Source organism: Bradyrhizobium sp. AZCC 1588 (assembly GCF_036924735.1).
Lineage (GTDB): Bacteria > Pseudomonadota > Alphaproteobacteria > Rhizobiales > Xanthobacteraceae > Bradyrhizobium.
In genome coordinates this window covers 182640-205286 of sequence record NZ_JAZHSC010000001.1, presented here as the reverse complement: position 1 = coordinate 205286, position 22647 = coordinate 182640, and the positions used below count along the sequence as shown (strand labels likewise).

The window sequence follows — 22647 nt, the reverse complement described above, 5'->3', positions numbered from 1 at the left end:
CAGAGGGGCAGAGCAGGAGCGAGTGATGGTGTCCACAAGAGTACCCAGGTTTCCTGCAACGCCTGCCTCGAACACTATCCTGCTCGACGACCACCGCTTCCACGATCTGTTGCCCGACGAGGAGTGGGGCCGACTGCCGTTGGCGATCTGGCGGCGATTTTCCAAACGCTTCGCCGATGGCGAAACCGTTGTCTATGTCGGCACGGTGGAGGAGGCGAGTTTTAGCCGCGCCGGCTGGTGGCTGGCGCAGCTCGCGCGCGTGATCGGCGGGCCGTTTCCGCTATGCACCGAGACCGGCGTCTCGATGGCCGTGATGGTGACCGAAGATGCGGCGAGCGGCGGCCAGATCTGGACCCGGATCTGCGCGCGCAGCAACGGCTTTCCGCAGGTCATTCACTCGGCGAAACGGTTCGCCGGGCCCACCGGGCTGGAAGAATATGTCGGCTACGGCGTCAGCATGGCGTTGCGCATTGCCGTCGAGCACGAAGCCCTGGTGTTTCGCAGCGTCGGCTATTCCTTGCAGATCGGGCCGTTGCGGTTGCCGCTGCCGCCCTGGCTCACGCCTGGCGATCTCACCGTAACCCATTCCGACCTCGGCGGCGGCACGTTCCGCTTCATGCTCGAGATCGTCCATCCCCGCCTTGGCAGGCTCATTCGTCAGTCCGCCGTGTTCATGGAGGCCGCATCATGACGTCGTTGCTTTGGATCCTGATCGCCATTCAGGTCGTGATGGGCGTGTTCGACACGTTCTACCACCATGAGCTGACCGAGCGGCTCGCATGGCGACCATCGCAGCGCTATGAGCTGCAGCTTCATGCGTTGCGCAATATGCTCTACGCGCTCTTGTTCCTGGTGCTGGGCTGGCTGGAAGTGCACGGCGTCTTCGCCATGCTGATCATCGTGGTGCTGGTTGCGGAAATCGTGATCACGCTGATGGATTTCGTCGAGGAGGACATGAGCCGGAAATTGCCGGCCAGCGAACGCATCAATCATACGCTGCTCGCGATCAATTACGGCGCCATTCTGGTGCTGCTGCTGCCGGTTCTGATCGGTTGGGCGGCGCAGCCGACCGGCGTCAAATCGGCTTACACAGGATGGCTCAGCCTGATCGCGGCGGCTGCGGCCGTCGGCGCTGCCCTGTGCGGGCTGCGCGATTTCACCGCGTCAAAGCGTCTTTCGCGAATGACGAGTGCGCCGGCGGCAAGCCTGGTCGAAAAGCTGCCCGACCGGCAGACGGTGCTGGTCACCGGCGCTACCGGCTTCATTGGCAGTCGCCTGGTGGCAGGACTGAGCGGGGCAGGGCATCAGGTGATCGCGCTGGTGCGCAACCCCGCCAAGATCGAGATGCTGCCGCCGCCGATCACGCTGATCACGAGCCTCGACCAGCTTCCGGCCGACACCCGTATCGATGCGATCGTCAATCTCGCGGGAGAACCGATCGGCAACGGGCTGTGGACCGAAGCCAAGCGCCGCAAAATCCTGGATTCCCGCATCAACATGACCGGCGATGTCATCCGCCTGATCGCGCGGCTCGAGCGCAAGCCGACGGTGCTGGTCTCGGGTTCGGCGATCGGCTGGTACGGGCTCTGGCAGGACCAGGTGCTGACGGAATCGGCCAAGTCGCATGCCTGCTTCAGCCATGAACTCTGCGACGCCTGGGAGAAGGCAGCGCGTCCAGCGGAAGAGCACGGCGTGCGGGTGGTCTACTTGCGGATCGGCCTCGTGATCGGCACCGACGGCGGCTTCATCACGCGGATGCTGACGCCGTTCGAGTTCGGCCTCGGCGGGCCGCTCGGCTCGGGCCGACAGTGGATGTCGTGGATCGAGCGCGACGACCTGATCCGCCTGATCGCCCATGTCATAGCGCGTCCGGAAATCTCAGGACCGGTCAACGCGACGGCGCCGATTCCGGTCACCAATCTGAAATTCACCGAAGAACTTGGCCGATGCCTGCGCCGGCCTGCGGTGTTCCGCATTTCCGGTGGGCTGCTGCGCCGTGTCGGCGGCGATTTCGCCAATGAATTGCTGCTCGGCGGCCAGCGCGTGTTGCCGAACAAGGCGCTCAGCAACGGCTTTGTGTTCCGGCACGAAACGCTCCGCAGCGCCTTCGAGGCGATCTTGTGAGGAGGGCAGTGGCCCACCAGCCAGCCATCACCGCGGCAGTTTCGCGATCGCCTGGCTGAGCTCGTGGATTTCGTAGGGCTTGCGCAGAATCGGAAAGTCGCCGCGCACGTTCCGCGCGGAATCGCTGTAGCCGCTGGTCAGGAGGATCGGCAGTCCGGGTCTGACGGCCTTCAAGTGGCGCGCCAGACCGAGGCCGTCCATTTTGCCGGGCATCACGATGTCGGAGAAGACGAGGTCTATCCCGTCGAGTTCGATTTCGCGCAACGCGGCTTCGGCGCTGGCTACCCTGCGCACGGTGTAGCCGAGCTGTTCGAGCAGCCCGGTGCTGACGGCTGCAACATCAGGATTGTCCTCCACCAGCAGCACGGTGCCGCTTCCGCCGGTTTCAACCGCGTCGACGGCCCCGGCAGCGTCAGCGGGCTCCTTTCGCGGCAGCAGGATCGTGAACTTCGTGCCCTTGCCGAGCTCGCTCGCCACCTTGACCGTTCCGCCCGCCTGATGGGCGAAGCCGTGAACCTGCGATAGTCCGAGACCCGTGCCCTTGCCGATCGGCTTGGTGGTGAAGAAGGGATCGAAGATCTTGCCGAGCACGTCGGGCGCGATGCCGGTGCCCGTATCTTCCACCGAGATCGCGACATATTGGGTATCGGCCTCGCCGGACGTCTCGTTGTACGCCGATATCGTGATGACGCCGCCGCCGGTCATGGCGTCGCGCGCGTTGATGACGAGGTTGACCAGCGCCGTCTCGAACTCGGTGACGTCGACCATCACCGGCCAGACCCCCGGGTCGACGTCGAGCTGCAACGTCACTGCGCTGCCGACACCGCTGTCGAGCACCTCGCGCATCGCATCGATCTGCTCGGCGACGTCGACGGCCTGCGGGTTGACGCTCTGCCGCCGCGCGAATGTCAGCAACTGGCTGGTGAGGGAAGCGCCGCGTTTGGTCGCTCCTTCGATCGCCGATAGCCCCCGCAGGCAGCCGGGATCGTTGCCCACCGCTTTCTTCAACGTGTGAAGACTGCCGCTGACGATCATGAGAAGATTATTGAAATCGTGCGCCACGCCGCCGGTCAGTTGGCCGAGCGCATCGAGCTTCTGCGATTCCGCGAGCTGCTGGTGCATCCGTTCGAGTTTGAGCTGGGCTTCGCGGCGTTCGGTAATGTCCCGGGTGATCTTGGCGAAGCCGACGAGCTCGCCGTCCTCGTAAATGGGATCGATGACGACGCTGGCCCAGAAGAACGTGCCGTCCTTGCGAACGCGCCAGCCATCCTCCTCGTAGCGGCCCTGTTCCCGGGCAATGCGCAAGGCGCGAAGCGGCTTGCCATTCGCGCGGTCGACTTCGGTATAGAAGCAGGAAAAATGCTGTCCGATGATTTCGGCGGGCGCGTAACCCTTGATCCGCTGGCCGCCGATGTTCCAGCTCGTCACCACCCCGGTCGGATTCAGCATGTAAAGCGCGTAGTCGGAAACGCCTTCGACCAGGAGTCGGAAATTGCGTTCGCTTTCGAATAGATCCCTTTGCTCCTGCTGATCTTTTTTCGACATCCGACCTGCCCATTTAACTGGCGCAAACGCTTGTCCTGCCGATTAGTTCCACGGCCGTTGGCTTTTTAACGAAATGGTGGGTTACCGCGCTGCGGCCACGCTTCTGAATGTCGCCGCGAGCGTCCGCAGCGCCGCGAGCTTGGTTGGGTCGCTGACCTTCGAGTGCAGCATCACCTTCGAAGAACCGAGCCGCGGCAGTCCTTCGGCCGGCCCGATATCGACCAGGCCCGGTGGCGCGATCCGGTGGGCCAGCGGCGCTACCGCGAGGCCGGCCAATGCCGCGGCGGCAACGGCGGTGACACCGCCGCCGACAAAGCTCTCGCTCCAGGCGATGCCGGCCTTGTCGAGGGCACGAACGGCAAGCGCGCGTACGCCGCAGGGCGGGGCCAGCGTCGCCAGCGGCAGCGTCTCGCCGCGGCGCCAGGCCAAACCTTTGGCGGCAAACCAGCCGAAGCCGTCTTCAGTCAGCTTCTCGCCGCCGCGGCGGCTGCCTTCCTGGCGGACCACCACGGCTTCGAATTCGCCGGCATCATAGGCGTCGAGCATCTGGCGCGAGAAGCCGATGGTCACGGAAAGCGCCAGTTGCGACGACACCGCATGCAGCCGTTCGAGCAGCGGCACCAGTTCGGGGCCTGCGGCGTGATCGGAGATCCCGAGCGACAATCGCGAGCGCGCGGGCTTGTCGCTCGACAGCGCACGGTCATGCGCCTCGATCAATGCGCGGGCGTGGGGCAGGAACGCAGCGCCTTCGGCGGTGAGCGCGACCGCCCGCGGCGAGCGCTCGACCAGCCGCCGGCCCACCACGCTCTCCAGCCGCTGCAGCTTCATGCTGACGGCGGCCTGCGTCGTGCCAAGCGCTTCGGCGGCGCGGGTAAAACCTTGCAGTTCGGCGACCAGCAGGAACGCCTGCACCGTATCGATATCCAGCGTGCTCACGGAGCCATCAACAGAGCTTATCATTGTTATGAATAAAGATAAGATACCAAAATGATGGCCGCGGGTCTAGCTAGCGGGAAGCGCAATGCCAGCGCGCCCGCTCAAGGAGAACGACCATGCCGCTCATCACCGTCACCTATTCCAGCGTCCACAAGGCGCCATCGCTGCAGGCCGAGATTGCGTCCGCCGTCAGCGATCTCACCGCGCGAATCCTGCGCAAGGATCCGAAGGTTACTGCCGTCATCGTGAAGTCGGTCGATGCCGCAGACTGGTTCGCCGGCGGCAAATCGCTCGCCGAGCAGAGCCTCGCCAGTTTCTGGCTGGACGTTCACGTCAGCGAGGGCACCAACACCAAGGACGAGAAGGCGGCCTATCTCGCCGCGCTATTCCAGCGCATGGGCGAACTGCTCGGGCCGCTGCACGAGGAGAGCTACGCTCATGTTAACGAAGTGAAGGGCGATGCTTACGGCTTCGGCGGCCTCACCCAGGAGCGCCGCTACATCGCCGGCCAGCTCGAAGTCGCGCCGCGGAAGGCTGCCGCGTGAAGATCGCCTGATGTGCGGACGGCGCTTGCGGCGCGGTCCGCACGGCTTGCTGCTAAGGGGCGGACGTAGGGCTGGTTGCCATCGGCGCGTGGTGGTCGCCGAATGCAAGTCCGCGTCCGAGCGACCAGTCGACCGGCGCATTTTCAGTCAGCGCGATCATGATGTCATCTGCGGAAAATCCGGCGCCAATGGCCCGATCCACAATCCGCCGAAACAGGTTTTTCTTCTGATCGATCGTGCGCCCCGCGAGAAACAAAATCTCGATGATCGACGCATCCACCGTGCGCGTGACATCCGGGAAGGTCGGGTCGATGAACATCATTTCGTGCGCGTAGGTCGAAACGAGCTGAAACCGGTCCTTGGGCGGCACACCGCAGGTCTCGACGAGACCCTCGTGCACGGCGTCGGCAAGGGCGCGAATTCTGGCCGGCGCAAGATGGGCCGGAACGGAGATGCGGGCGAGGGGCATGGGAAGACCTCCAAGTTGCTGGGGACTCCGTCCTATTCATGCTAAGAGTGAAGATAAATCCTCGATTTTGCGAAACACTCATACTGAAATGTCGTGAATACGAATATGCTGATGCACCCGATGTCAGACCTCGCGGTTTTCGTCCGAACGGTCGATCTGGGGAGTTTCGCGGCTGTGGGCGCTGAAATCGAGCTGACCGCCTCGGGCGTCTCCCGCATCGTGACGAGACTGGAGCGCCGCATCGGCGCCAAGCTGCTGCATCGGACGACGCGGCGGCTGGTGCTGACGCAGGAAGGCGAGACGTTCCTCGTTCATGCAAGGAGCATCCTGGCTGCGGTGGAGGCCGCCGAAGCCGATGTCGCCTCCGTTCATGGACGCCCGCGCGGCCATCTGCGGATCAACAGCGGCACCGCGTTCGCAAGACACCGGCTTGCGCGACTGCTGCCGCAGTTCATGGACCGGTTTCCAGAAATAGCAGTCGATCTTTCGGTGAGCGATCACCGCATCGATCCGATCGCCGACCAGGTCGATGTCACGATCCGGGTCGGGCCGCTCGGCGACAGCGAGCTGATCGCGGTTCGCCTCGGTGAAGTCAGGCGCATCATCGCCGGAAGCCCGCGATATCTGGAGCGCTGTGGCACTCCCGAACAAGCCGCGGATCTCGTGCGGCACAATTGCCTGCAGCTCAGCGGCTTCTCGCGGCTTGCGCAATGGCCGATGTTCGAGCAAGGCAAGCGGATCATGGTGCCGGTAAAGGGATCGATCCGCTCGGACAGCGCCGATTTCCTTCTCGACCTCGCGTTGGCCGGCGCCGGTCTCGTGCGGTTTGGTGATTTTTTGGGGGAGGCGGCCGTGAAGGATGGCAGGCTGGTGCCGGTGCTGTCGCACTGCCACGATCCCGATCCGCAACCGATCACGGCCCTGATCCTGCCGGGGCGGCAAACCATCCCGCGGGTTCGGGCTTTCGTTGATTTCCTCAAGGCGAGCACTTGACGGCGGTTGGACAGCCGCTTCCGCGCGCACGCGCGGCTCGTGGCGCCGAACAGATCCTCGAGGCGGGCCCGAGCGCGACGCCTGTATCGCGGTTCGTCCGCCGAGCGGCTCTCCGCCTCACACGATCAGCACATCCAGCACGGCCGCGGTCGCTGCGACAAGCAAGAGCGCAATCACGGTGGCTCGCCAAAGCAGTTGCCGACGCGCCGCGCGGCGATCTTGGAATGCCAGCCAGTCGCGAACGAATCCGACGGGAATGTTCATCGTGACGCTAAGCCTGTTCGGATGATGCAGTTCGTGATCCGCGAACATGGCGCGCACGTTCGCCACGCCCAGTCGTTCTAATACGCAATTCCATTCCCAGGCGTGCGTGCTGTTGGTCCATCGGTTCTCGAAGGGAAGCCTGTGCGACATCATCGCGACCTCCGCTGTTCACCGCCTGCCTCTGATATGTGGCCGCACTCACCGTGGCGGAAGACCTCAAGGGAGAGCGGCGATAGAAGCGGGCATATCCGATCGACAGTTTCAGGCCGTTGCCGCGGGCAGGTCTGCCATGGTCGTTCCGAACACTTCCTGGAACGTCCGCCGCAGCGCGATGTCGACGTCTTCCATCGCCACCGGCAGGCCGAGGTCCACGAGTGAAGTCACCCCGTAACGCGGATCGACAACGCCGCAGGGGACGATCGCGGAAAAATGCGAGAGCTCCGGCTCGACATTGATGGCGATGCCGTGGAACGACACCCAGCGCCGCAACCGCACGCCGATCGCGGCGATCTTGTCTTCGTGGCCGACACCCTTGTCCGGCCGCCTGACCCAGACGCCGACACGATCCTCGCGGCGCTCGCCGCGCACGTTGAAGGCATCCAGCGTGCGGATGATCCATTCTTCGAGGCCGGCAACATAGGCGCGCACGTCCGGCCGCCGCCGCTTGAGGTCGAGCATCACATAGGCCACCCGCTGGCCGGGACCGTGATAGGTGAGTTGTCCTCCGCGGCCGGTGGTGAACAACGGGAAGCGCGGCTCGAGCAGGTCGTCCTGCCTGCCGCTGGTGCCGGAGGTGTAGAGCGGGGGGTGCTCCAGGAGCCAGACCAGTTCGGCCGCCTTCCGCTCGGCGATCTCGGCCGCGCGGGCCTCCATTGCTGCCACGGCTTCGGGATAGGGTACCGGTTCCGCCGAAATCCGCCATTCGACCCCGCCGCCGTCTTGGGCTTGTGCGAAGGTCGTCAAATCAAGGCTTTGGCGGTCATTAACCATTGGCTAACCATAACGTGTTCAGGTGGGAACCACACCAATTTAGTCCCCTTTGGCGGTTCAGAAGTGGCCACCCTCGATAAAGTCAGCGTCGATCTCATGGTGGTGCTCGGCACCACGACCATGCCCATCCACCAGGTGATGCGGCTTTCCCGCGGCGCCATCATCGAACTGGACGCCACCGAGGCGGACGAGGTCAAGATCCTCGCCAATAACTTGCCCATTGCCTCCGGGGTGGTGCTGGTCGATCGCAACCGCATCGCGGTCGAAGTCAAGCAAATGCTGCCGAAATCCCCTGATGTCAGGTAGTTATCGGAGCGCAAAACTTCCTTGTCCCTCCATCCCTGATTTGTTACATCGCAGCCGTTGATCCGGCGGGCTGCAATCCTTCCAGCCGGTATCCCAAGCGCTCGTGGCGGAATTGGTAGACGCGCTGCCTTGAGGTGGCAGTGAGTAACATCGTGGGGGTTCGAGTCCCTCCGAGCGCACCACCCCCACACTTGGCGTTGAAATCTCACGACTTTTTCCGCCGGTTACTCTCGAAGGTTACTATTCTGTTCTGGTCCGGCGGCATCGCCAGATCGACGATGTTCTGGGTTTGATCGAAGGCGATCAGCTTGTCCATACCGTCGAATCCGAGCCGCTCGCGGTTGGCCTTGGCGATGTAGACCGCCGGCATTTTCTCGTCCTGCCAGCCGAACATCGACATCATCTGCGACTCGGTCGCGCCGGCATAGGCAGTGTCCTCCGCACGCGCCTTGCGCACGCCGTGGCAGTTCTTCTTGGCTTCGTTGACGCCGGCAAGGCGGGCGTACTTCTTGAACTTCGCCGCCCATGCCTTCTTGCACATCGGCACGATCGCGCCTTTGACCAGCTTGCCGGTGAAGGTCTCGGCTCCCAAGATACCGGCTTCGCGCGCCTTGGCCAGCGAGATGGCAAACTCCGGATGCACCGGCACCGTCACGATGGTGCGGCCTTGGCTCTTCTCGGTCGCGATCTGCACGGCCATCCGCTTGATGATCCGCTTTAAGTGCTCGGGGCCAAAGCGCGCGGCGTCGCCAAGCCGCAGGAAGGTGAAGTGCAGGATGTCGAACATCAGCCGCGCCTCGGTGCCGAGTGGCCAGCGCGCCCGGTACTTCGCCATGTCCTCCTCGGTCCACGGCACCCAGCCGCCGCTCTCGCGCGAGGCCGCCGCCTTGCCCGACTTCAGCCCGATGGTCGGGTCGTCGTCCTCCTCGATATATTCCTCCTCGATCATCCAGCGGATCATGTGCCGCAGCGCGGAGAGCAGGTTGCCGGCCTGCACGGGCGTGCGCGCCTTCATCTCGGCGCGGATCACCTTGCGCCTCAGCGCCGCGAACGGTCGCTCGCCATTGTCATAGAGCAGCGATTCGATCAGCCCGGTGCGCGCCAGCCGCGTGCCATCCGCCAGTCCCTTTTCGCCGACCGCGAGATCACCCAGCCAGCGGTCGCTCTGCTTGTAGAGCGTCCAGTACCAGCGCAGCGATCCCGGAATCGGCGGCGTGTCCGGCAGCGGCTCACGCTTCTTGCGGCGCTGCTTCTCGGCGCGAACCCAGTCGGTGGCGTCGCCGAACTTGCCGATCTGTTCGACGATCGCGGCATCAACCGCCTGCTTGAATTTTTCGGTGCCGAACTCCTCGCGGATACGGGTCTTCGGAAGCTTGTCGCGCAGTTGCACATACCAACGCAGCTGACCCTTGTCGGAGACGTCACTGATCACGTAGCGGCGCGTAGTGGGTGGCACCTCATCGGGTCTGGTGCGGCGCATGCGTGGCACTCCTCCCAAGGCACGGACCGCAGCCTCCCATGCTTGATGGAAGTCGCTTCGCTCATACGTGCTGTAATCTTCTGCGATGTCGATGCGGCGACCCGTTTTGCTGACCTTGACGTACCAGCGCAGCCGTCCACGAAAAGTATCGTAGTATAGGTTCATCCGGTGATCCTCGGGCGCGCGAGGAGGCCGGCGTTTGGTTTCAAGCATTGGCTTTCTCCGAGGACCAATGCTTGGAGTCTAACGATGCGGTGACTCCGCATCAATTGCATAAGGTGTGTTTCACCCGCTTTCGGTGCGTTTCAGGTAACGCTGCAACGCTTCTGACGGCACCCACGTCTCGTCGAGATCGCTTGTGGGCTGGGTCGGCGTGACGCTTTCCATCAGCGCAATTCGAATGACGCCGTTCGCATCGACAGTGACCGCGCTCGCGCCGGCTTCCTTGGCGGCGCGGATCGCGCGAGCTATGTCTGCTTGTGTAACCTTTGCCGGACGCCGCGGCATGATCTTCTCCTCGTGTGAACTTCAGCTCCGTTCAAGCTGGGCGCTCTGCCGTTATGCAACACCGAGCATCCCGAAGGCGGTCTGAGTGCGACCACAGCGCGTTTGACATCAGATTCTGTGTTGGCGACCCACGAAATCGAAGGAGGAATGGTACGGGAGAGAGCGTCGCGTTAATTCATTCAACCACGGCGTTCAGTGGTCACTCCAGTGAAGCCAAATAAAACTTGGAGTATTGTGCGATAGTCGAAAGAGCCAAAAATCATCGTGAGCCAGTGAAGTCGAAAAAGAAGATACTGATCATTTTCTCTTGATGAGCTTAGCTGAGACAGTTTCACAGTTCTCAAGGGCTTCTTCAGCGCTTCCAATGCTCCGGCCTTGGAGCGTCGGGGAGGGTGCCGACCTCATGCATGCGGTACATGATGACACCGAACGTACTAGTCTGTGCAGTGGCTTTGGTGATTCGCTGCTATCGATGTTGTGCTCGAGTGCCCTGTCTTCGCCGCTTTCAGCTGGAAGCCGCGCACGAAATCCGCATCGCTGACGGTCTTGAGGTTAACGATCGCCATCTCGGGCCCTATGCACCATAAATAAGTCGGCAGCCACTGGATGCTATCGAAGGCAACGTTTGCCTCGTTGATCGAGGCCGCCGCATTGATCGCGGCTTTCGCGCCGAGCCGCACAGTCTCGATCGTTCGACCAGTCTCGATCGTTCGACGCGATCGAGACCCGCGCGATCGAGGCGATCCGCCACGCGGATCACTTCACCGCAACGCTGTTCCTCGGGCGCGGTCAATACCGCGTCGAACGACGGCCCACCGTTCACGCGGCTACGCAATCCGCACGCGAGATCGAGCAAGACCCGGCGGCGCACACGCGCCGCGCGCTTGTGTACGCCATCGCGCCCGACGGCCACGCCACGCTGCTGACCGCCGCCCTGATTGAAAAACTCCGCAACCTCGCCAATCAATCGAAAAGAAAGAACCGGGGCGCGTACTCATAAATCGGGACGTTGGATTGCCGCGTTCGATGTCGCTTGTCTACCGTGCGCCGGGAATTGGAACCCCTGCGTTTCCGCAGTCCACGGCAATTACCCATGCGTATTTTACGGTTGTGTCCGGCAGCTAGTTGCGACTAACCCCCACGACGCCGCGAGCAGGAAAACCCTTCTCGCGGGAGGTTTTTGGAATTTCGTTTTTAAGAGTGAAAGCGTCGCTAAGTGAGTTGGGTTCTCGATGCGTGTAGAGAAAGCAAGCAAAGCTAGACATTTTTTAAGACCGCCCTTTCACGACGCTCCAGATGGAGCGAGCCGCGGATGCCTCACCGCGGGTTCGTCGCAGTGACGCCGCCCGGCGGAATTGGTAACCGCCTTCTGGCAGCGCTACCGCAAGCCGACCTGGATCTGCTCGCGCCCGAGCTGGTGGGGGTCGCGCTCCATCAGGACGCTGTGATCTCGCGAGCGGGTGACCAGGTCGACTATGTCTTGTTTCCTCATAGCGGTGCCATCTCGCTGATGATCGACATGGCAGACGGTCACACCGTGGCTACGGCGATAGTCGGGCGCGAGGGAGCATTAGGCACTCTTTCCGTGTTTGGACCGTCAGCTTCGGCCCTTACCGCCATCGTCCGTGCGGCGGGCACTGCCTCGCGAATCCCGGCGCCGCGATTTCACGCCGCATTTAACCGGAGCCCGGCGATCCGGTACATGATCCAGTGTCACGTCAGGCGATGCAGGTACAGCTTCAGCGCAGCGGAGCCTGCAATGCGCTGCATCAGGTGGAAGCCCGGATGGCGCGCTGGCTGCTCCACCTTCGCGACCGCATCGACGAGGACGTCCTCCCGCTCACCCAGGAGGCGCTGTCGCAAATACTCGGTGTTCGACGAACGACAGTGACGCTCCTGATGCGCAATCTGCGAGCGCGCGGAGCGATCAGGTCTGAGCAACGAGGCAGGATCGAGATCGACCAGTCGCGGCTCGCCGCGGCAGCCTGCGAATGCCACGGCACCATGCGTCTCGAAGTTGAGGAGATCTTCTCGAACAATACGGCCCGATCTCGTCGGGCGACTCTGGCTGCTGATGAGCGCATCTCAGGGGTTGAATTCGACGATGCCAAGTGAGCGTAGTGCGGTCGTGGCGGCGCGACGCCTGCAAGCTTTCGTCGGTCAAAATGGAGCGTGGCGGTCGCCGCTGCCGCGCCGCTGTGCCGACTGGGGGCCGGCCATCGCCTGCTTGCCACGCGCAATTCCTCGATGCATGCCGGCGCCGCGCCGCTCGATCTCCGCATACGGAAGTTCTTTGCAGGCGAGCCGCGCACGCGCGGACTGATTGAGAAAATAGATATATCGCATCTGGTAGCCGTCGAGCGGCACGCCCTGGCCCGACCATGAACCGCCGGTTTTGGCGAAATGCGCCGCGCGATTCTTTCCGGTTACTTGCGTCATCTTGTGCGTGACTGAACCATCGGGCAATCGCAACAAACTTTTATTCAGCTTGATCCCCGTGAGCACAAAGCCGGCCGCGCGATAGATCGTCCCGTCACCGCACTGGCTTCCATCGGCGAACGAGATCACCCATTCGATGTGCGGATAATGCTTCCTGATCATCCGCAGCGCGATCGAGAGCGCGCGGCTTTCGCTGTTGCGCGGCAGCGCCTCCGAGAACGCCAACCGGTTCAATTCGAGAAAGCCGTTCCATGCGGTATCGCGCACGAGCCCGAGGACGTTCCTCTTGTCCATCGACGGGCCGAACGTCATCGCGCCCTCGAGCCGGCAGCCGATAAAGACGAAAGGCATTGTTGACCGTCTTGTGGCTGTAGTGCAGCCGAATGATCAGCGCGTCTGCGTCCTTCTTCGAGATCGGCGCGCGCGGATATCCCTAGCCTGACCCATGGTTAGTCACTGAGTTCGTAGCACATGCTTCGAGACGCGGTACATCAACTCAACACGGCTCATCGCGGAGGCGCCAATCGTCAGAACTTACTTCCGCTTTTAGGGCATAACGGATATTGCCGGACTTGGTGCTGGCTCGACCCGGTCGAGAATGACCCATCCCGGAAATAGGCCCTAGTCCAGCAGCGGCCCAATATGCTTTGATGCCTTGGGGCTCGGACTCAGACGTATGGGTGGCCTCATGTACATGTTCATTCGAAAGTACACCAAGGTTCGTTCGGTTGCGGATGCTGCCCGCCGCGCCAAAAGCGGCATCGGTCAGATCCTAAGGGAATCGCACGGATTCAGATCTTATTATGGGGGCGAAGGCGTCGGTGTCGCTGTGATGATATTCGAGGACCGCGAAAGCGCCAATGCGGCGAACGATAAGGTACTGGAGTCTGTTAAAGCGAGCCTGCTTGACCTTAATCTTGGAGATCCCGAAATCATCGCCGGGGAAGTTTTGGTCAATATAGAATCTGATGCGTAATTGTTCGCAAAGCGTCAGGGCAGCGCGTCAAAGCTGTGGCTCCTGCTTGCACGGTCGGCTGCATGGCCGCTCGGCGCGACGTCGTCGACCCTGAGCGCCACGACATCGCAACCCCGAAGTTTGCTGTCAATGGCTACGTTGAACAGAGCCAGATCACGGATCCTGCCATCGACCTGGAGCTTCGTCCGGATGGACCACACGTGCTTCGGGTGGAGAGGCGGCTTTGCGCCGACGATCTTTCCCTTATTCCAAAGGGCGTGCCTTGAGACGCTCTCGCTCCGTTAACGAGGGGGCCATTCTCAATCTGGTAACCTTTTGAAAGAACGGTCGGCTTTCAGACGATTGAGGACGTACTTGGGTCCAATTCGACAGACCAGAAGTCGCATTTTGACCCAACTCAGACATAGCAACTGCGGTCTATAGCCAGTTTGCGCCAATCCAGCAGACGATTGCTATGGGTCCGTCGTGTTCGGACGCGGCTGATAGCGGCAGCTTCGTTGACTATTACGGGTCTCGCTAGTGGCCACGATCACAATGTGCTAGTTTGGAGAACACGACCGGACGCGAGGCGAGCATGCGTCAGTCGTCGGACCGAACCGCAATCCGCACAGCGCGCAATCCGCACAGCGACTGAACCTGCGGCGGTTGACCCGTCCCGCTGAACGCTGGCACTGGATAAAATTTTCGGCGGCTACAAGCGTTGTCGGCGCGGCGCCGAAAGAGCGCGACACACCAGCTGGTGAGCTAGATACATATCGCGTTCGGTTGGAATGCACCAGTACAAGAGGTGTCTCGTGCACGATTAAACAACCACAATGGGAGGTACAAAATGAAGGGTATATTGTCCTCCTCACCGGATCATCCCCCTTGGCGCATTTGTTATGGCGCTTGCCATATCCGCGCCGGCATCCGCCGGCGGTCCCGAGACTTCCATAAAGACCGAGTACCTGATGACGTTGCACGCGCCCCTCGATGCGCCTCAAGCAATTGATCAAAGTCTTCTCATTTACAATGCGCAACCAGGCGGAGGGGTCGACGGGCCACGTATCAAAGGAAAATTCCTGGCGCCGGCCGCCGACTGGTTGCGAGTGATGCCGTCTGGTGTCTTCCGCCTCGATGTGCGCGCCACGATCCAAACCGATGATGGCGAACTCATCTACCTAAGCTATGGCGGCGCGATCCAATGCAGTAAGGAGCAGGCGGACCGCCTGAACGCCGGAGAGCAGCTAAAAGCGGACGATTGCTACTTTTTCACCACGCCGACGTTTCAGACGAAGTCCGACAAATACGCCTGGCTCAATGCGATCCAAGCCGTTGGCAAGATGGTTTCCGTCAAATTCGGTGAGGGCAGTCACGTACGCTATAATATCTTTGCGCTGAAGTGACCCGTATCGGAGTTTTCCGATTGAGGGTTGCCAACGGTCGAGGGCCCGAAGAGCGCCTCGTACAGTCAGAACACTGCACAGGGCACTCCTCCTATCCAGGTCACTGGCGTGACGACTGGATACAAGATCACGTGTCGCCTATTGGGCCCAAGCCGACCAACTCCGTCGCTTACGGCTGGTCTGGTTTTGAGGGCAGTCCGGACTTCGCATCAGCGGTCCTTCGACCGCCGCTTGTGACCCGGAGCCGCAATGCAAAGGGAGCCGATTTGATGCGATCACCTGCTGGCCGAGGGCAAGCAGCCTGACGCTTTCGCGCTTCCAGTTTTCGGCGGCAAGGGGAGTTTGACCTCCCCTTCTCTTTGCCAATGGAAATCTCACGCCTTCAGCTCGGTGATCCGCATGATCCCGACCACGTTTCCATCGTTGAACGCTTGCTCGTTTGTACCTTTGTTGCAGGTCCAAACGAAATTCGTCTTGGCCGTAAAGGTTTTTCCTTCCTGCTCGATCCGAAGCTCCCCTTCGGGGATATGGCAGACCATGGCGTTCATCATCGGGGGACCGGCAGTCTTCGATCCGGGCTGCATGATGACGTCAAGCATCGAGACAGTCTTGAAACCGGGGATGATGGATGGTGTCTCGCCATCGTAAGCACGCACCACGACGCCTGGCCACGGCGTGGTGTCCTTGTAGCCCAGGGTTTGAGCGGCGGCGGGCTTCATCATGGCCGCCGAAGCCGCTGCCAACCCGATTCCAAGTGCTGACCTTCGATCGATCTTGTTCATCGCTATTCTCCTGAGGGTCGCGCAACGAGCCGCCGCAGAGGCGGCGCGCGCATTTCGTCGAATGTGAATGAGTTGTGCGAACCGAAAAAAGCGTCGGCCTCTTAAGAGAGTGTGCCTGCCGATGGCGTCAGTGCTGCTCGTTCGCCCCGGACGGCGATTTCGGCTGTCCCGTTTCAAGGGCAACTACATTCTACGCGACCTGACGCGCCTGAGAAACAGGTGGTTTCGTGCGAAGGTCCGATGGCATACCCTCCGGAGGCGGCGGGCTGCGGCTTCTAGGAATGTCCGGAGTTGGCACTTTTCGGACCTGACAGGTGTGGCTGACGATGCCCGTTGTTGAGGGCAAAGCGGATTTCCCAGTTGCGCACTCAGACTTCTGAGTTTGACCCCAAGCAGACTTTTCTGCGCTGATTGGAGGCGGACTGACCGGCCGCCGCTCGCCTATCAGAATGTCGAGGTTGTCGAGCTAGGATGCGTGCTCGCCAGTATCAGTTGATCGAGCGGTGCGCTTGCGCAGCGATTCCAAGGCAAGACAGGCGTGGTGCGCGGCCTTTAGATCACCGGTCTTCTCGATGAACTCTAGTGCCCACATCAAGTATTGCATAGCGGTGTCGGCGTCAGAATCAGGGCGAGTGGTCATGACAGCCGTTCGTACAGGATTTTGTTGCGGTCGTCCTCATTTCGCGGCGCATGCGCGAAATGCGCGAGTGATGGTCGCTTAGGTTCAAAAGTGTGCCGATGTGGGGACCTATAGTGGCGCGCTATGTAGGAACAGACTGATGCGCTTTTCGTTGTTGTGTGACGCGAACCTTAGCGCCCTTTTTGGAGGCGAAGCACCTTCCTCGCAGCACTCCGCACGTTCCAAGGAAGGTAGAAATGCGAGCGCATCAGATTTTCCTGATCACTGCAATAGCGGCGGGTTGCAGCATCAGCCTTCAGAGTACCGCCTTTTTCCAAGAGTATCGGGGAACGTGGGAACAACAAAGGGCCTGCACGCCCGACGTCTGGCGGTTATGCGGCGCGCAAATCCCCGATGTGGACAGGATCGTGGCTTGCTTACGGCGAAATACTCCGCAACTCAGCGATCGTTGCCGCGCGGTTTTTGCACAAGGCGATGCGCCCTCACGTGGTGAGGATCGCTACTATGAGCAAAGGCGCTACGATCGGGATTATGGCGCCGCGGCGGGTGCTTCGACCTCCCAGGCGACGGTGCCTTGCGGAAATTTGTAAGGACCGGGATCGCGGTAATCGTCGCGGCGCAACGACGCAAAGCAAATAGAGCAGGGCGACAAACCACCCCGCTTTGGCTCGCTTCCGTCTGGTCAGGCGCACGAACATCCAAGAATCCCTTTGGGTGGCTCGGAGGACGAACCGCTCGGCAGCAGCAATTCGGGAAGGGCGCTGCGGCTCTTGTCCAACGCTTCGGCGATCAACCAGGCATGGCGTGCTGCAAAGTCGTCGCGGCAGACGAACAAATACTCTCCGATGCCGACGACGGTGAACAGCTTGACTGGTCCGTGCTCGGCGAAGGGGGGCCTCCCTTGTCGAAGGGCTGCCGCATCGTCGCGCCGCATTAGCGCGACGTCCAACTGCTGCGAGCTGATCAGACTGGCGATGCGCTCCTTGTGCGGCGCCCTGCTCACCTGGGCCTTGCTGCTCGGCAAGCGATCCGCGAGGACCTCAGCTACCCGCTTGCCGAGCTCGAACGAGGGAGGATCGGCGCGCGAAGTCAGGATCAGCAGGTGACGCCGGCGGTAGACGCCCCACTGGCCATAGGGTGCGTGGCCACAAAGGAACATGGCTGCGGCGCCGGCCCCCGCCGTTCGGAGGAATTCCCCGGCGGCTCGGCCTCCCCCCAACCTCAGGACCTTCGGTCTTATGCCACACGCTACTACTTGCGGAATATGGTGGTCGGCAGGATGGCGGAGACTGCGTAGTTCGGCACGTCGACGACATTGCCGATACGCAGGTCGGCGGCCACGCTCGCCACGACATATGCCTGCTCCGGCGTGAGGCCCTTCTCGCCAACCATCCAGTCGATCAGCTCAATCAGGGCGTTGCGCGCCGCCAGCATCAGATCCTCCGAGAGGTTCTCGAGCGGGCCGATTTTCTGGCTGCCGAGGTAGGTATGGTAAGGCGGGATCTGGCCCTTGGCTTTCAGCGGGAAGCCGGTGGTGGCGTAGAACTCGGTCGGCGCCAACCGGATGAGCTGATCGCCGCCTTCGAAGTGCGGGACTTTGACCTTCGCGGCTTGCGCTTTGCGGATCTCGGTGACCAGCGTGACCGTCGCCCCCATCTCGATCGCCGTGCCGGAGACCTCGCCATCGCCTTGCGCGAAATGGACGTCGCCGACGAACAACCCGCACCCGTCCACGAAGCAGGGCAGCAGCAGCGTCGTGCCTACCACCATCTGCTTGATGTCCATGTTGCCACCGTTCTCGCGCGGCGGAATGGTGCGCAGGCACTCGTTCTTGCTGCTTCCGTTCTGACCGCAGACATCGCTCGGCAGCGCACCGAGCGGCTGCGGAGTCAGCACGACGCCGCCCGCGCTCTGCAGCGCCGCCTCGCGCGTGAGGATCGTGACCACCTCGGGCTGGCCCGGCAGCACCCCGACCGTGCCCATAAATCCGTTAAAGGGGATGACGACGCCCGGGATCTGGTCGGAGACCGCCTCCTTGCGGTTGAGTTTCCAATTGGCGATGAAAGGCTTGGTGAAGCGATCGCGCAGGAAACCGAAGCCCGGGACGATCACGGTGTAACCGTAGTCGTCCGGCTGTACGTCGAGGAGTGTCACCGCCAGTACGTCGCCGCGCTGGGCACCCTCGATGAAGACTGGGCCGGTCAGCGGATGGACGAGATTGAGATCGGCCGCCGACACATCCTCGGGCTTGGAGCCGAGGTTGAAGTCGGAGTCGAAGGCGTCGCGCGTTTCAAAGACGATATGCTGACTGGGGTTGGCGCGACTCACCGGCTTGATGGCCGGGTGCATGCGGTTCATGCAGTTCTTGTCGTCGACGCAGTGCGCGCCGGTCTTCGCGACGCGCACAATCTGCCACGCCTTAACGGACGTCGTATCCGCATGCGCTGCGGTTGCGCTGAGCAGCAATGTCGCGGCCGCAGTGATGATCCAGAATTGCCCAGATTGCATCATTCGCTCCTCCCTCAGCAGAATCGTGACCCTATTCTGGTCGGGACGACGATCGGCAACGCCTTGGGCGCCCGGCGGCACGATGAGGAGATCAAGATCTCGTCCTGACGACCGTCCGGCGAAGCTACTCCCCTTTGGGGTAAGTGCCAACCACCATGGGTCGAAAGGGCGGAAAAACAACGGCCTCTTCACCGCCATGGCGTTCTTGTCGGTCCAGCATTTCCTTGTCCTCAAAGTGCAGCGTTTTCAGTGTCGGCGCTGACACGACGGACATATCCTTCGCGGTCAGATCACCGAAACGAACGGCGCGAGACCGATCAGCAACAGGGCGACGCCCGTGGCACCTTCCAGGAGACGGGACAGATGGGCTAGGGTTGCGCCATGCCGGGTCCAGCTGCGCACGCGCCATTCGCGTGCGAAGGTTGTCAGCAACGCAACAACGCAGGGCGTCAGGGCGACGCCCAGCAGCATCGCGGCGGCGAAAGCAACGCCGGCCGCTGGGACACCGTTTGCCAGGGCGTAGACCATCGCGAACAACGTGAGGCGGGCACGGTACGAGACCCGCCACAAGTCCCACGGACAAGCATCGTGACGGTGCGGCTCACCGCGGATTGCGCGAAAGAGCAGCCATGCGCCGATGGCTGCCAGAAGACCGCGGCTCAGCAGTTCGAGCGCGGCGGCGCCCGGCGCCTCTGGTCGAGTGTGAACGCATGAGGCCACCGGTGCCAACTCATAGCGACGTCACGCTTCTGGCACCAAGCTGACCTGACGTTGTCCTGAGCGACGTCCGCTGTCGAAGCAAAGCGGCAATCGACAACTTGCCCTTAGGTTGGCGTCATCGTTGGCGCCCACGCAACCAATCAATTACCTTCGGCCAGATTGCTCGATGCGCCTGCCTGCCCACAAGTGGTCCCACATGCTGAAGCGCCACGCCGACTTCCGGCTCATACGGAAAAATCGAAGAGTTCTTCAACACTCCTAAAACTGACGAGGGTGGGACCACTCGGCTTGCATGATCGACAATGGCCGCAACGGGAATTTTGGCCAGAGCGTCGGATCGGGCATCCCGCCCAAGCACATGAAGCTCGTTCCCGGCGAATCGGTCTTCACGATAGAGCAGCTGGATAACATCTCGGATCAGTTGGCCGCTAGGCGCGAACTCATCCAGACTCCAACGAATGACGGCAACATGGATTGCTAACGCTTCCAGATCCAGCAAGCTTGAGCAGCTATCGCCATAACGCCCGATAACGAATTCTTCCGGAGCCGCGACAACGCTCGCCAGATCGAGCAGACTTCCCGGGACGGGACCAAGCGGCACTGTTGGCGAAGACAGCACAATCGGTCCTAGCGCTCCGGTCTGTTCACCGAATTTTAGAGGAGCTTCTACAAGCACGAGTTTGCTGACCAGGTGCGGCTCAATAGATGCAGTGATTGCGGCGAGGGTCCCACCAAGAGAGTGCCCGACGAGGGTGGATGGGCCGCGATGCTCGGTCGCGATCAATTCAGCTGCAAGGCTGAGCGAGCGTATGCTGGATTCAAGGTCCCACTTGCCATCCTGTTCCTCTGGCCATTCGTACAGGTAGACGGCGAATCCCGCCTGGATGAGACGCCGCACCACGCTCACGTCCGGCAAAAGGTCGAATATGTAGGCCCGCTTGATCGGGGCGGGTACAATCAAGACTGACGAAGGGGTCGCCGCCGACCGTGCGTAGCGGCGTAGTCGGAAATCGGGATGCTCAACGCGGTCCCATGCCGTTTCATGCGGCCCGTAGCCCGCACTTTCCAGCATTTCACCAACTGACCTTCTGAAGGCGTCGCTAACCGACAAAATCGGAAACATCGTCTCGCGTCCGTGGGTGCACTTCAAATTCGAGAACCCACCAGCGTTCCATTCCATTGACAGGCGCCTTTAACATCCATATACCATCCATATAGATGGCATGAGGATGGAGGAATGCCATGACGAGCAACGTCCGCGAACTCCGGCCAAAGCCCCCGGAAAGCGAAAAAATCACGATCAATCTCGGCTATGTCGATCTTGGTCAGGTCGACTTGATGGTTCAGGAAGGTTTCTACTCGAACCGTACCGATTTCATTCGAACGGCAATCCGCAACCAGCTGGAACGTCACGCGGACGTCGTCAAACAGACAACGACCCGAAAAAGTTTGGATCTGGGTCTGAGGCACTTCAGCCGAGAGGATCTCGAAGCGGCGCGGCAAGCCGGGGAAATGCTGCACATCAACGTTTTGGGCCTTGCCAGTATCGCTCAAGACGTCACGCCCGAGCTTGCTCGCGCCGCAATTGCTTCGGTCTGCGTTCTGGGCGCGTTGCAGGCCAGTCCGGCGGTCAAGGCCGCCCTCGTCGATAGAACACGGTGAACGCAATGCTCAGACAGGACATAGTTGGCGAAGCCACACGCCTCACGCGCGCTGGCCGACTCGTGGAGGCCACCGCGCTCCTTCAACGCATGCTGCGCGACGAAAGCGCGCCAGACCCGGAATCCCGCATCGGTCACCCCGCGCTTATTGGACAAGAGCCGTCGATCATTGACGCGAAGGCCAATGCTATTGAGGAGAGCGATAGCCCGGACCTGGCGCGGCCTCCATCCGCTGAACCTCGCATGCTCCGCGAGTTTCTCGATCGCACAAGGCAGCGCCCTGGGTTCAACTTGCGAGCTGTGATTGAGCGCAAGCCGCTTTCCCCGTCAGATATCGTGCCTGACGGCACGAGGTTCATCGAAGGAACCTACAGCAATCCGGCGGGAAGCCGTGCCTACAAGCTGTTCATCCCCAGCCACTATCAGGACCAATCGCTTCCTTTGATCGTGATGCTACACGGCTGCACTCAATTCCCAGACGATTTCGCCGCTGGTACGAGGATGAACTTCATTGCTGAAGAAAAATCTTGCTTTGTGGTCTATCCGGCCCAGCGCAGCGAGGCAAACCAGGCGAAATGCTGGAACTGGTTTCGCCCAGCCGACCAGCAGCGGGGCAAAGGTGAACCCTCGCTTATCGCGGGCATCACTCGCCAAGTCATGCGTGACTTTTCGATCGACCCAAATCGCGTCTATGTTGGTGGACTATCGGCCGGAGCTGCCGCTGCTGCGATCATGGGTAATACCTACAAAGATCTGTACGCAGCGATCGGCGTACATTCTGGCCTTGCCTGCGGGGCCGCTATTGACCTTCCATCTGCGTTGGTCGCCATGCGACAAGGTGGCGGAGCCAGTCACAGCGTTACTTTATGTGACGGTCCACCTGTTCCAACTATTGTTTTTCACGGCGACTGCGACACTACCGTGCATCCTAACAACAGCGGTCAAATTCTTGCGCAGTCTGTCAGAGCGATGAACCTGCAAAAGAAGGTTGGTCGCGGCCAAGTACCTGGAGGGCATGCCTATACCCGCACGATCCTGAGCGACGTGAATGGGCGCGGAATATTGGAGCACTGGGATATCCACGGAGCTGGTCACGCATGGTCCGGAGGCAACCCAGCCGGCTCCTACACTGATCCGAAAGGACCGGACGCAGCAAGGGAAATGCTGCGTTTTTTCCTCGAGCATTCGCTCCCACAGCGATCAGGTTAGGGTCAGCCCGTTCGCGGCACTTTCGGAAATGACGGCTACGAGCCGACTGTCAGCTCATTTGAGGCAAAGCGGACATATCCAGAGCAGATAGATAGGACTTAGCGGTGTGGTTGGATTTGTTAGCTGGACCTCGGTGGCCGAGTACTCAGGGCTGCCTCTTCCGTGTTT

24 protein-coding genes, 1 tRNA gene and 2 pseudogenes are annotated in these 22647 nt (G+C 61.4%); 12 read left to right on the top strand and 15 right to left on the bottom strand.

Annotated elements, in window-relative coordinates:
• Nucleotides 1-25 precede the first annotated feature (25 nt).
• Together V1277_RS00885 and V1277_RS00880 are read left to right on the top strand one after the other, a co-directional pair.
• Nucleotides 26-691, top strand: coding sequence for a DUF4166 domain-containing protein (locus V1277_RS00885; RefSeq protein WP_334414660.1), 666 nt, complete (start codon nt 26-28; stop codon nt 689-691).
• Nucleotides 688-2124 carry a TIGR01777 family oxidoreductase gene (locus tag V1277_RS00880; protein WP_334414659.1) on the top strand — a complete coding sequence of 479 codons (1437 nt, stop codon included), beginning with the start codon at nt 688-690 and terminating at the stop codon, nt 2122-2124. The genes V1277_RS00885 and V1277_RS00880 overlap by 4 nt, the downstream gene beginning before the upstream one ends.
• Before the next feature lie 27 nt (nt 2125-2151).
• Here the strand turns inward: V1277_RS00880 and V1277_RS00875 are convergent, their stop codons facing one another.
• Both V1277_RS00875 and V1277_RS00870 read right to left on the bottom strand, forming a co-directional pair.
• Complete coding sequence (locus tag V1277_RS00875) at nt 2152-3669, bottom strand: ATP-binding protein (RefSeq protein WP_334414658.1); 1518 nt, start codon at nt 3667-3669, stop codon at nt 2152-2154.
• An 81-nt stretch (nt 3670-3750) separates the two neighbouring features.
• Entirely contained in the window at nt 3751-4629 is an 879-nt protein-coding gene (locus tag V1277_RS00870; RefSeq protein ID WP_334414657.1) for a LysR family transcriptional regulator, read from the bottom strand.
• A 92-nt stretch (nt 4630-4721) separates the two neighbouring features.
• Between V1277_RS00870 and V1277_RS00865 the strand changes: the two genes are divergently transcribed.
• Nucleotides 4722-5150, top strand: a complete 429-nt coding sequence (locus V1277_RS00865) for a tautomerase family protein (protein ID WP_334414656.1) — start codon at nt 4722-4724, stop codon at nt 5148-5150.
• A 52-nt stretch (nt 5151-5202) separates the two neighbouring features.
• Here V1277_RS00865 and V1277_RS00860 read toward each other — a convergent pair whose 3' ends face one another.
• The gene (locus tag V1277_RS00860) at nt 5203-5619 is read right to left on the bottom strand and encodes a tautomerase family protein (RefSeq protein WP_334414655.1); all 417 of its coding nucleotides are present in this window, start codon (nt 5617-5619) and stop codon (nt 5203-5205) included.
• A 93-nt stretch (nt 5620-5712) separates the two neighbouring features.
• Here V1277_RS00860 and V1277_RS00855 point away from each other — a divergent pair, with 93 nt between their 5' ends.
• Nucleotides 5713-6612: a LysR family transcriptional regulator gene (locus V1277_RS00855; protein WP_334414654.1), complete on the top strand. Its 900-nt coding sequence runs from the start codon at nt 5713-5715 to the stop codon at nt 6610-6612.
• A 117-nt stretch (nt 6613-6729) separates the two neighbouring features.
• Here V1277_RS00855 and V1277_RS00850 read toward each other — a convergent pair whose 3' ends face one another.
• The gene (locus V1277_RS00850; RefSeq protein WP_334414653.1) at nt 6730-7029 is read right to left on the bottom strand and encodes a hypothetical protein; all 300 of its coding nucleotides are present in this window, start codon (nt 7027-7029) and stop codon (nt 6730-6732) included.
• A gap of 108 nt (nt 7030-7137) precedes the next feature.
• Nucleotides 7138-7866: a lipoyl(octanoyl) transferase LipB gene (gene lipB, locus V1277_RS00845; protein ID WP_334414652.1), complete on the bottom strand. Its 729-nt coding sequence runs from the start codon at nt 7864-7866 to the stop codon at nt 7138-7140.
• A gap of 63 nt (nt 7867-7929) precedes the next feature.
• On the opposite strand from lipB, the gene V1277_RS00840 reads away from it, so the two are divergent.
• Together V1277_RS00840 and V1277_RS00835 are read left to right on the top strand one after the other, a co-directional pair.
• Nucleotides 7930-8172, top strand: coding sequence for a FliM/FliN family flagellar motor switch protein (locus V1277_RS00840; RefSeq protein ID WP_027583831.1), 243 nt, complete (start codon nt 7930-7932; stop codon nt 8170-8172).
• Nucleotides 8173-8269: 97 nt separating this feature from the next.
• Nucleotides 8270-8354 (top strand) — tRNA-Leu (locus V1277_RS00835).
• 23 nt (nt 8355-8377) lie between these two features.
• Here the strand turns inward: V1277_RS00835 and V1277_RS00830 are convergent.
• The 3 genes from V1277_RS00830 to V1277_RS00820 form a co-directional block, all read right to left on the bottom strand.
• Nucleotides 8378-9652, bottom strand: coding sequence for a tyrosine-type recombinase/integrase (locus V1277_RS00830; protein WP_334414651.1), 1275 nt, complete (start codon nt 9650-9652; stop codon nt 8378-8380).
• Between the two features lie 285 nt (nt 9653-9937).
• Entirely contained in the window at nt 9938-10159 is a 222-nt protein-coding gene (locus V1277_RS00825) for a hypothetical protein (protein ID WP_334414650.1), read from the bottom strand.
• Nucleotides 10160-10593: 434 nt separating this feature from the next.
• Entirely contained in the window at nt 10594-10839 is a 246-nt protein-coding gene (locus tag V1277_RS00820) for a hypothetical protein (protein WP_334414649.1), read from the bottom strand.
• Nucleotides 10840-11603: 764 nt separating this feature from the next.
• On the opposite strand from V1277_RS00820, the pseudogene V1277_RS00815 reads away from it, so the two are divergent.
• Together V1277_RS00815 and V1277_RS00810 are read left to right on the top strand one after the other, a co-directional pair.
• A pseudogene (locus V1277_RS00815) lies at nt 11604-11783 on the top strand (cyclic nucleotide-binding domain-containing protein); the annotation flags it as partial.
• A 101-nt stretch (nt 11784-11884) separates the two neighbouring features.
• Nucleotides 11885-12274: a Crp/Fnr family transcriptional regulator gene (locus V1277_RS00810; protein WP_334414648.1), complete on the top strand. Its 390-nt coding sequence runs from the start codon at nt 11885-11887 to the stop codon at nt 12272-12274.
• A 45-nt stretch (nt 12275-12319) separates the two neighbouring features.
• On the opposite strand, the gene V1277_RS00805 is transcribed toward V1277_RS00810, so the two are convergent.
• Nucleotides 12320-12949 (bottom strand): Mom family adenine methylcarbamoylation protein, encoded by a 630-nt coding sequence (locus V1277_RS00805; protein WP_334414647.1) that lies wholly within the window; start codon nt 12947-12949, stop codon nt 12320-12322.
• Between the two features lie 337 nt (nt 12950-13286).
• On the opposite strand from V1277_RS00805, the gene V1277_RS00800 reads away from it, so the two are divergent.
• Complete coding sequence (locus V1277_RS00800) at nt 13287-13574, top strand: hypothetical protein (RefSeq protein ID WP_334414646.1); 288 nt, start codon at nt 13287-13289, stop codon at nt 13572-13574.
• Nucleotides 13575-13618: 44 nt separating this feature from the next.
• Here V1277_RS00800 and V1277_RS00795 read toward each other — a convergent pair.
• Nucleotides 13619-13810, bottom strand: a pseudogene (locus V1277_RS00795) (tyrosine-type recombinase/integrase); the annotation flags it as partial.
• Between the two features lie 645 nt (nt 13811-14455).
• Here V1277_RS00795 and V1277_RS00790 point away from each other — a divergent pair.
• On the top strand, nt 14456-14959 hold the full coding sequence (locus V1277_RS00790) for a DUF3237 domain-containing protein (protein ID WP_334414645.1): 504 nt from the start codon (nt 14456-14458) through the stop codon (nt 14957-14959).
• A gap of 374 nt (nt 14960-15333) precedes the next feature.
• Here V1277_RS00790 and V1277_RS00785 read toward each other — a convergent pair whose 3' ends face one another.
• The 5 genes from V1277_RS00785 to V1277_RS00765 form a co-directional block, all read right to left on the bottom strand.
• Nucleotides 15334-15741: a hypothetical protein gene (locus V1277_RS00785; RefSeq protein WP_334414644.1), complete on the bottom strand. Its 408-nt coding sequence runs from the start codon at nt 15739-15741 to the stop codon at nt 15334-15336.
• A 1322-nt stretch (nt 15742-17063) separates the two neighbouring features.
• Nucleotides 17064-17540, bottom strand: coding sequence for a hypothetical protein (locus V1277_RS00780; protein ID WP_334414643.1), 477 nt, complete (start codon nt 17538-17540; stop codon nt 17064-17066).
• Nucleotides 17541-17632: 92 nt separating this feature from the next.
• Nucleotides 17633-19087: an acetamidase/formamidase family protein gene (locus tag V1277_RS00775; RefSeq protein WP_334414642.1), complete on the bottom strand. Its 1455-nt coding sequence runs from the start codon at nt 19085-19087 to the stop codon at nt 17633-17635.
• Between the two features lie 87 nt (nt 19088-19174).
• On the bottom strand, nt 19175-19609 hold the full coding sequence (locus V1277_RS00770) for a hypothetical protein (protein WP_334414641.1): 435 nt from the start codon (nt 19607-19609) through the stop codon (nt 19175-19177).
• Between the two features lie 115 nt (nt 19610-19724).
• Complete coding sequence (locus V1277_RS00765; RefSeq protein ID WP_334414640.1) at nt 19725-20789, bottom strand: alpha/beta fold hydrolase; 1065 nt, start codon at nt 20787-20789, stop codon at nt 19725-19727.
• A gap of 62 nt (nt 20790-20851) precedes the next feature.
• Between V1277_RS00765 and V1277_RS00760 the strand changes: the two genes are divergently transcribed.
• Together V1277_RS00760 and V1277_RS00755 are read left to right on the top strand one after the other, a co-directional pair.
• On the top strand, nt 20852-21271 hold the full coding sequence (locus V1277_RS00760; RefSeq protein ID WP_334414639.1) for a CopG family transcriptional regulator: 420 nt from the start codon (nt 20852-20854) through the stop codon (nt 21269-21271).
• Nucleotides 21272-21276: 5 nt separating this feature from the next.
• Nucleotides 21277-22479, top strand: coding sequence for an extracellular catalytic domain type 1 short-chain-length polyhydroxyalkanoate depolymerase (locus V1277_RS00755; RefSeq protein ID WP_334414638.1), 1203 nt, complete (start codon nt 21277-21279; stop codon nt 22477-22479).
• Nucleotides 22480-22647: the final 168 nt, after the last annotated feature.

Bases quoted from the DNA above. Each gene is read 5' to 3' on its own strand.
- V1277_RS00880 (WP_334414659.1), top strand. From the start codon at position 688: ATGACGTCGTTGCTTTGGATCCTGATCGCCATTCAGGTCGTGATGGGC.
- V1277_RS00870 (WP_334414657.1), bottom strand. From the start codon at position 4,629: ATGATAAGCTCTGTTGATGGCTCCGTGAGCACGCTGGATATCGATACG.
- V1277_RS00800 (WP_334414646.1), top strand. From the start codon at position 13,287: ATGTACATGTTCATTCGAAAGTACACCAAGGTTCGTTCGGTTGCGGAT.
- V1277_RS00830 (WP_334414651.1), bottom strand. From the start codon at position 9,652: ATGCGCCGCACCAGACCCGATGAGGTGCCACCCACTACGCGCCGCTAC.
- V1277_RS00760 (WP_334414639.1), top strand. From the start codon at position 20,852: ATGACGAGCAACGTCCGCGAACTCCGGCCAAAGCCCCCGGAAAGCGAA.
- V1277_RS00885 (WP_334414660.1), top strand. From the start codon at position 26: ATGGTGTCCACAAGAGTACCCAGGTTTCCTGCAACGCCTGCCTCGAAC.
- V1277_RS00865 (WP_334414656.1), top strand. From the start codon at position 4,722: ATGCCGCTCATCACCGTCACCTATTCCAGCGTCCACAAGGCGCCATCG.
- V1277_RS00860 (WP_334414655.1), bottom strand. From the start codon at position 5,619: ATGCCCCTCGCCCGCATCTCCGTTCCGGCCCATCTTGCGCCGGCCAGA.
- V1277_RS00790 (WP_334414645.1), top strand. From the start codon at position 14,456: ATGGCGCTTGCCATATCCGCGCCGGCATCCGCCGGCGGTCCCGAGACT.
- V1277_RS00810 (WP_334414648.1), top strand. From the start codon at position 11,885: ATGCAGGTACAGCTTCAGCGCAGCGGAGCCTGCAATGCGCTGCATCAG.
- lipB (WP_334414652.1), bottom strand. From the start codon at position 7,866: ATGGTTAATGACCGCCAAAGCCTTGATTTGACGACCTTCGCACAAGCC.
- V1277_RS00825 (WP_334414650.1), bottom strand. From the start codon at position 10,159: ATGCCGCGGCGTCCGGCAAAGGTTACACAAGCAGACATAGCTCGCGCG.
- V1277_RS00850 (WP_334414653.1), bottom strand. From the start codon at position 7,029: ATGATGTCGCACAGGCTTCCCTTCGAGAACCGATGGACCAACAGCACG.
- V1277_RS00780 (WP_334414643.1), bottom strand. From the start codon at position 17,540: ATGTTCCTTTGTGGCCACGCACCCTATGGCCAGTGGGGCGTCTACCGC.
- V1277_RS00775 (WP_334414642.1), bottom strand. From the start codon at position 19,087: ATGGCGGTGAAGAGGCCGTTGTTTTTCCGCCCTTTCGACCCATGGTGG.
- V1277_RS00755 (WP_334414638.1), top strand. From the start codon at position 21,277: ATGCTCAGACAGGACATAGTTGGCGAAGCCACACGCCTCACGCGCGCT.
- V1277_RS00805 (WP_334414647.1), bottom strand. From the start codon at position 12,949: ATGCCTTTCGTCTTTATCGGCTGCCGGCTCGAGGGCGCGATGACGTTC.
- V1277_RS00875 (WP_334414658.1), bottom strand. From the start codon at position 3,669: ATGTCGAAAAAAGATCAGCAGGAGCAAAGGGATCTATTCGAAAGCGAA.
- V1277_RS00765 (WP_334414640.1), bottom strand. From the start codon at position 20,789: ATGGAATGGAACGCTGGTGGGTTCTCGAATTTGAAGTGCACCCACGGA.
- V1277_RS00785 (WP_334414644.1), bottom strand. From the start codon at position 15,741: ATGAACAAGATCGATCGAAGGTCAGCACTTGGAATCGGGTTGGCAGCG.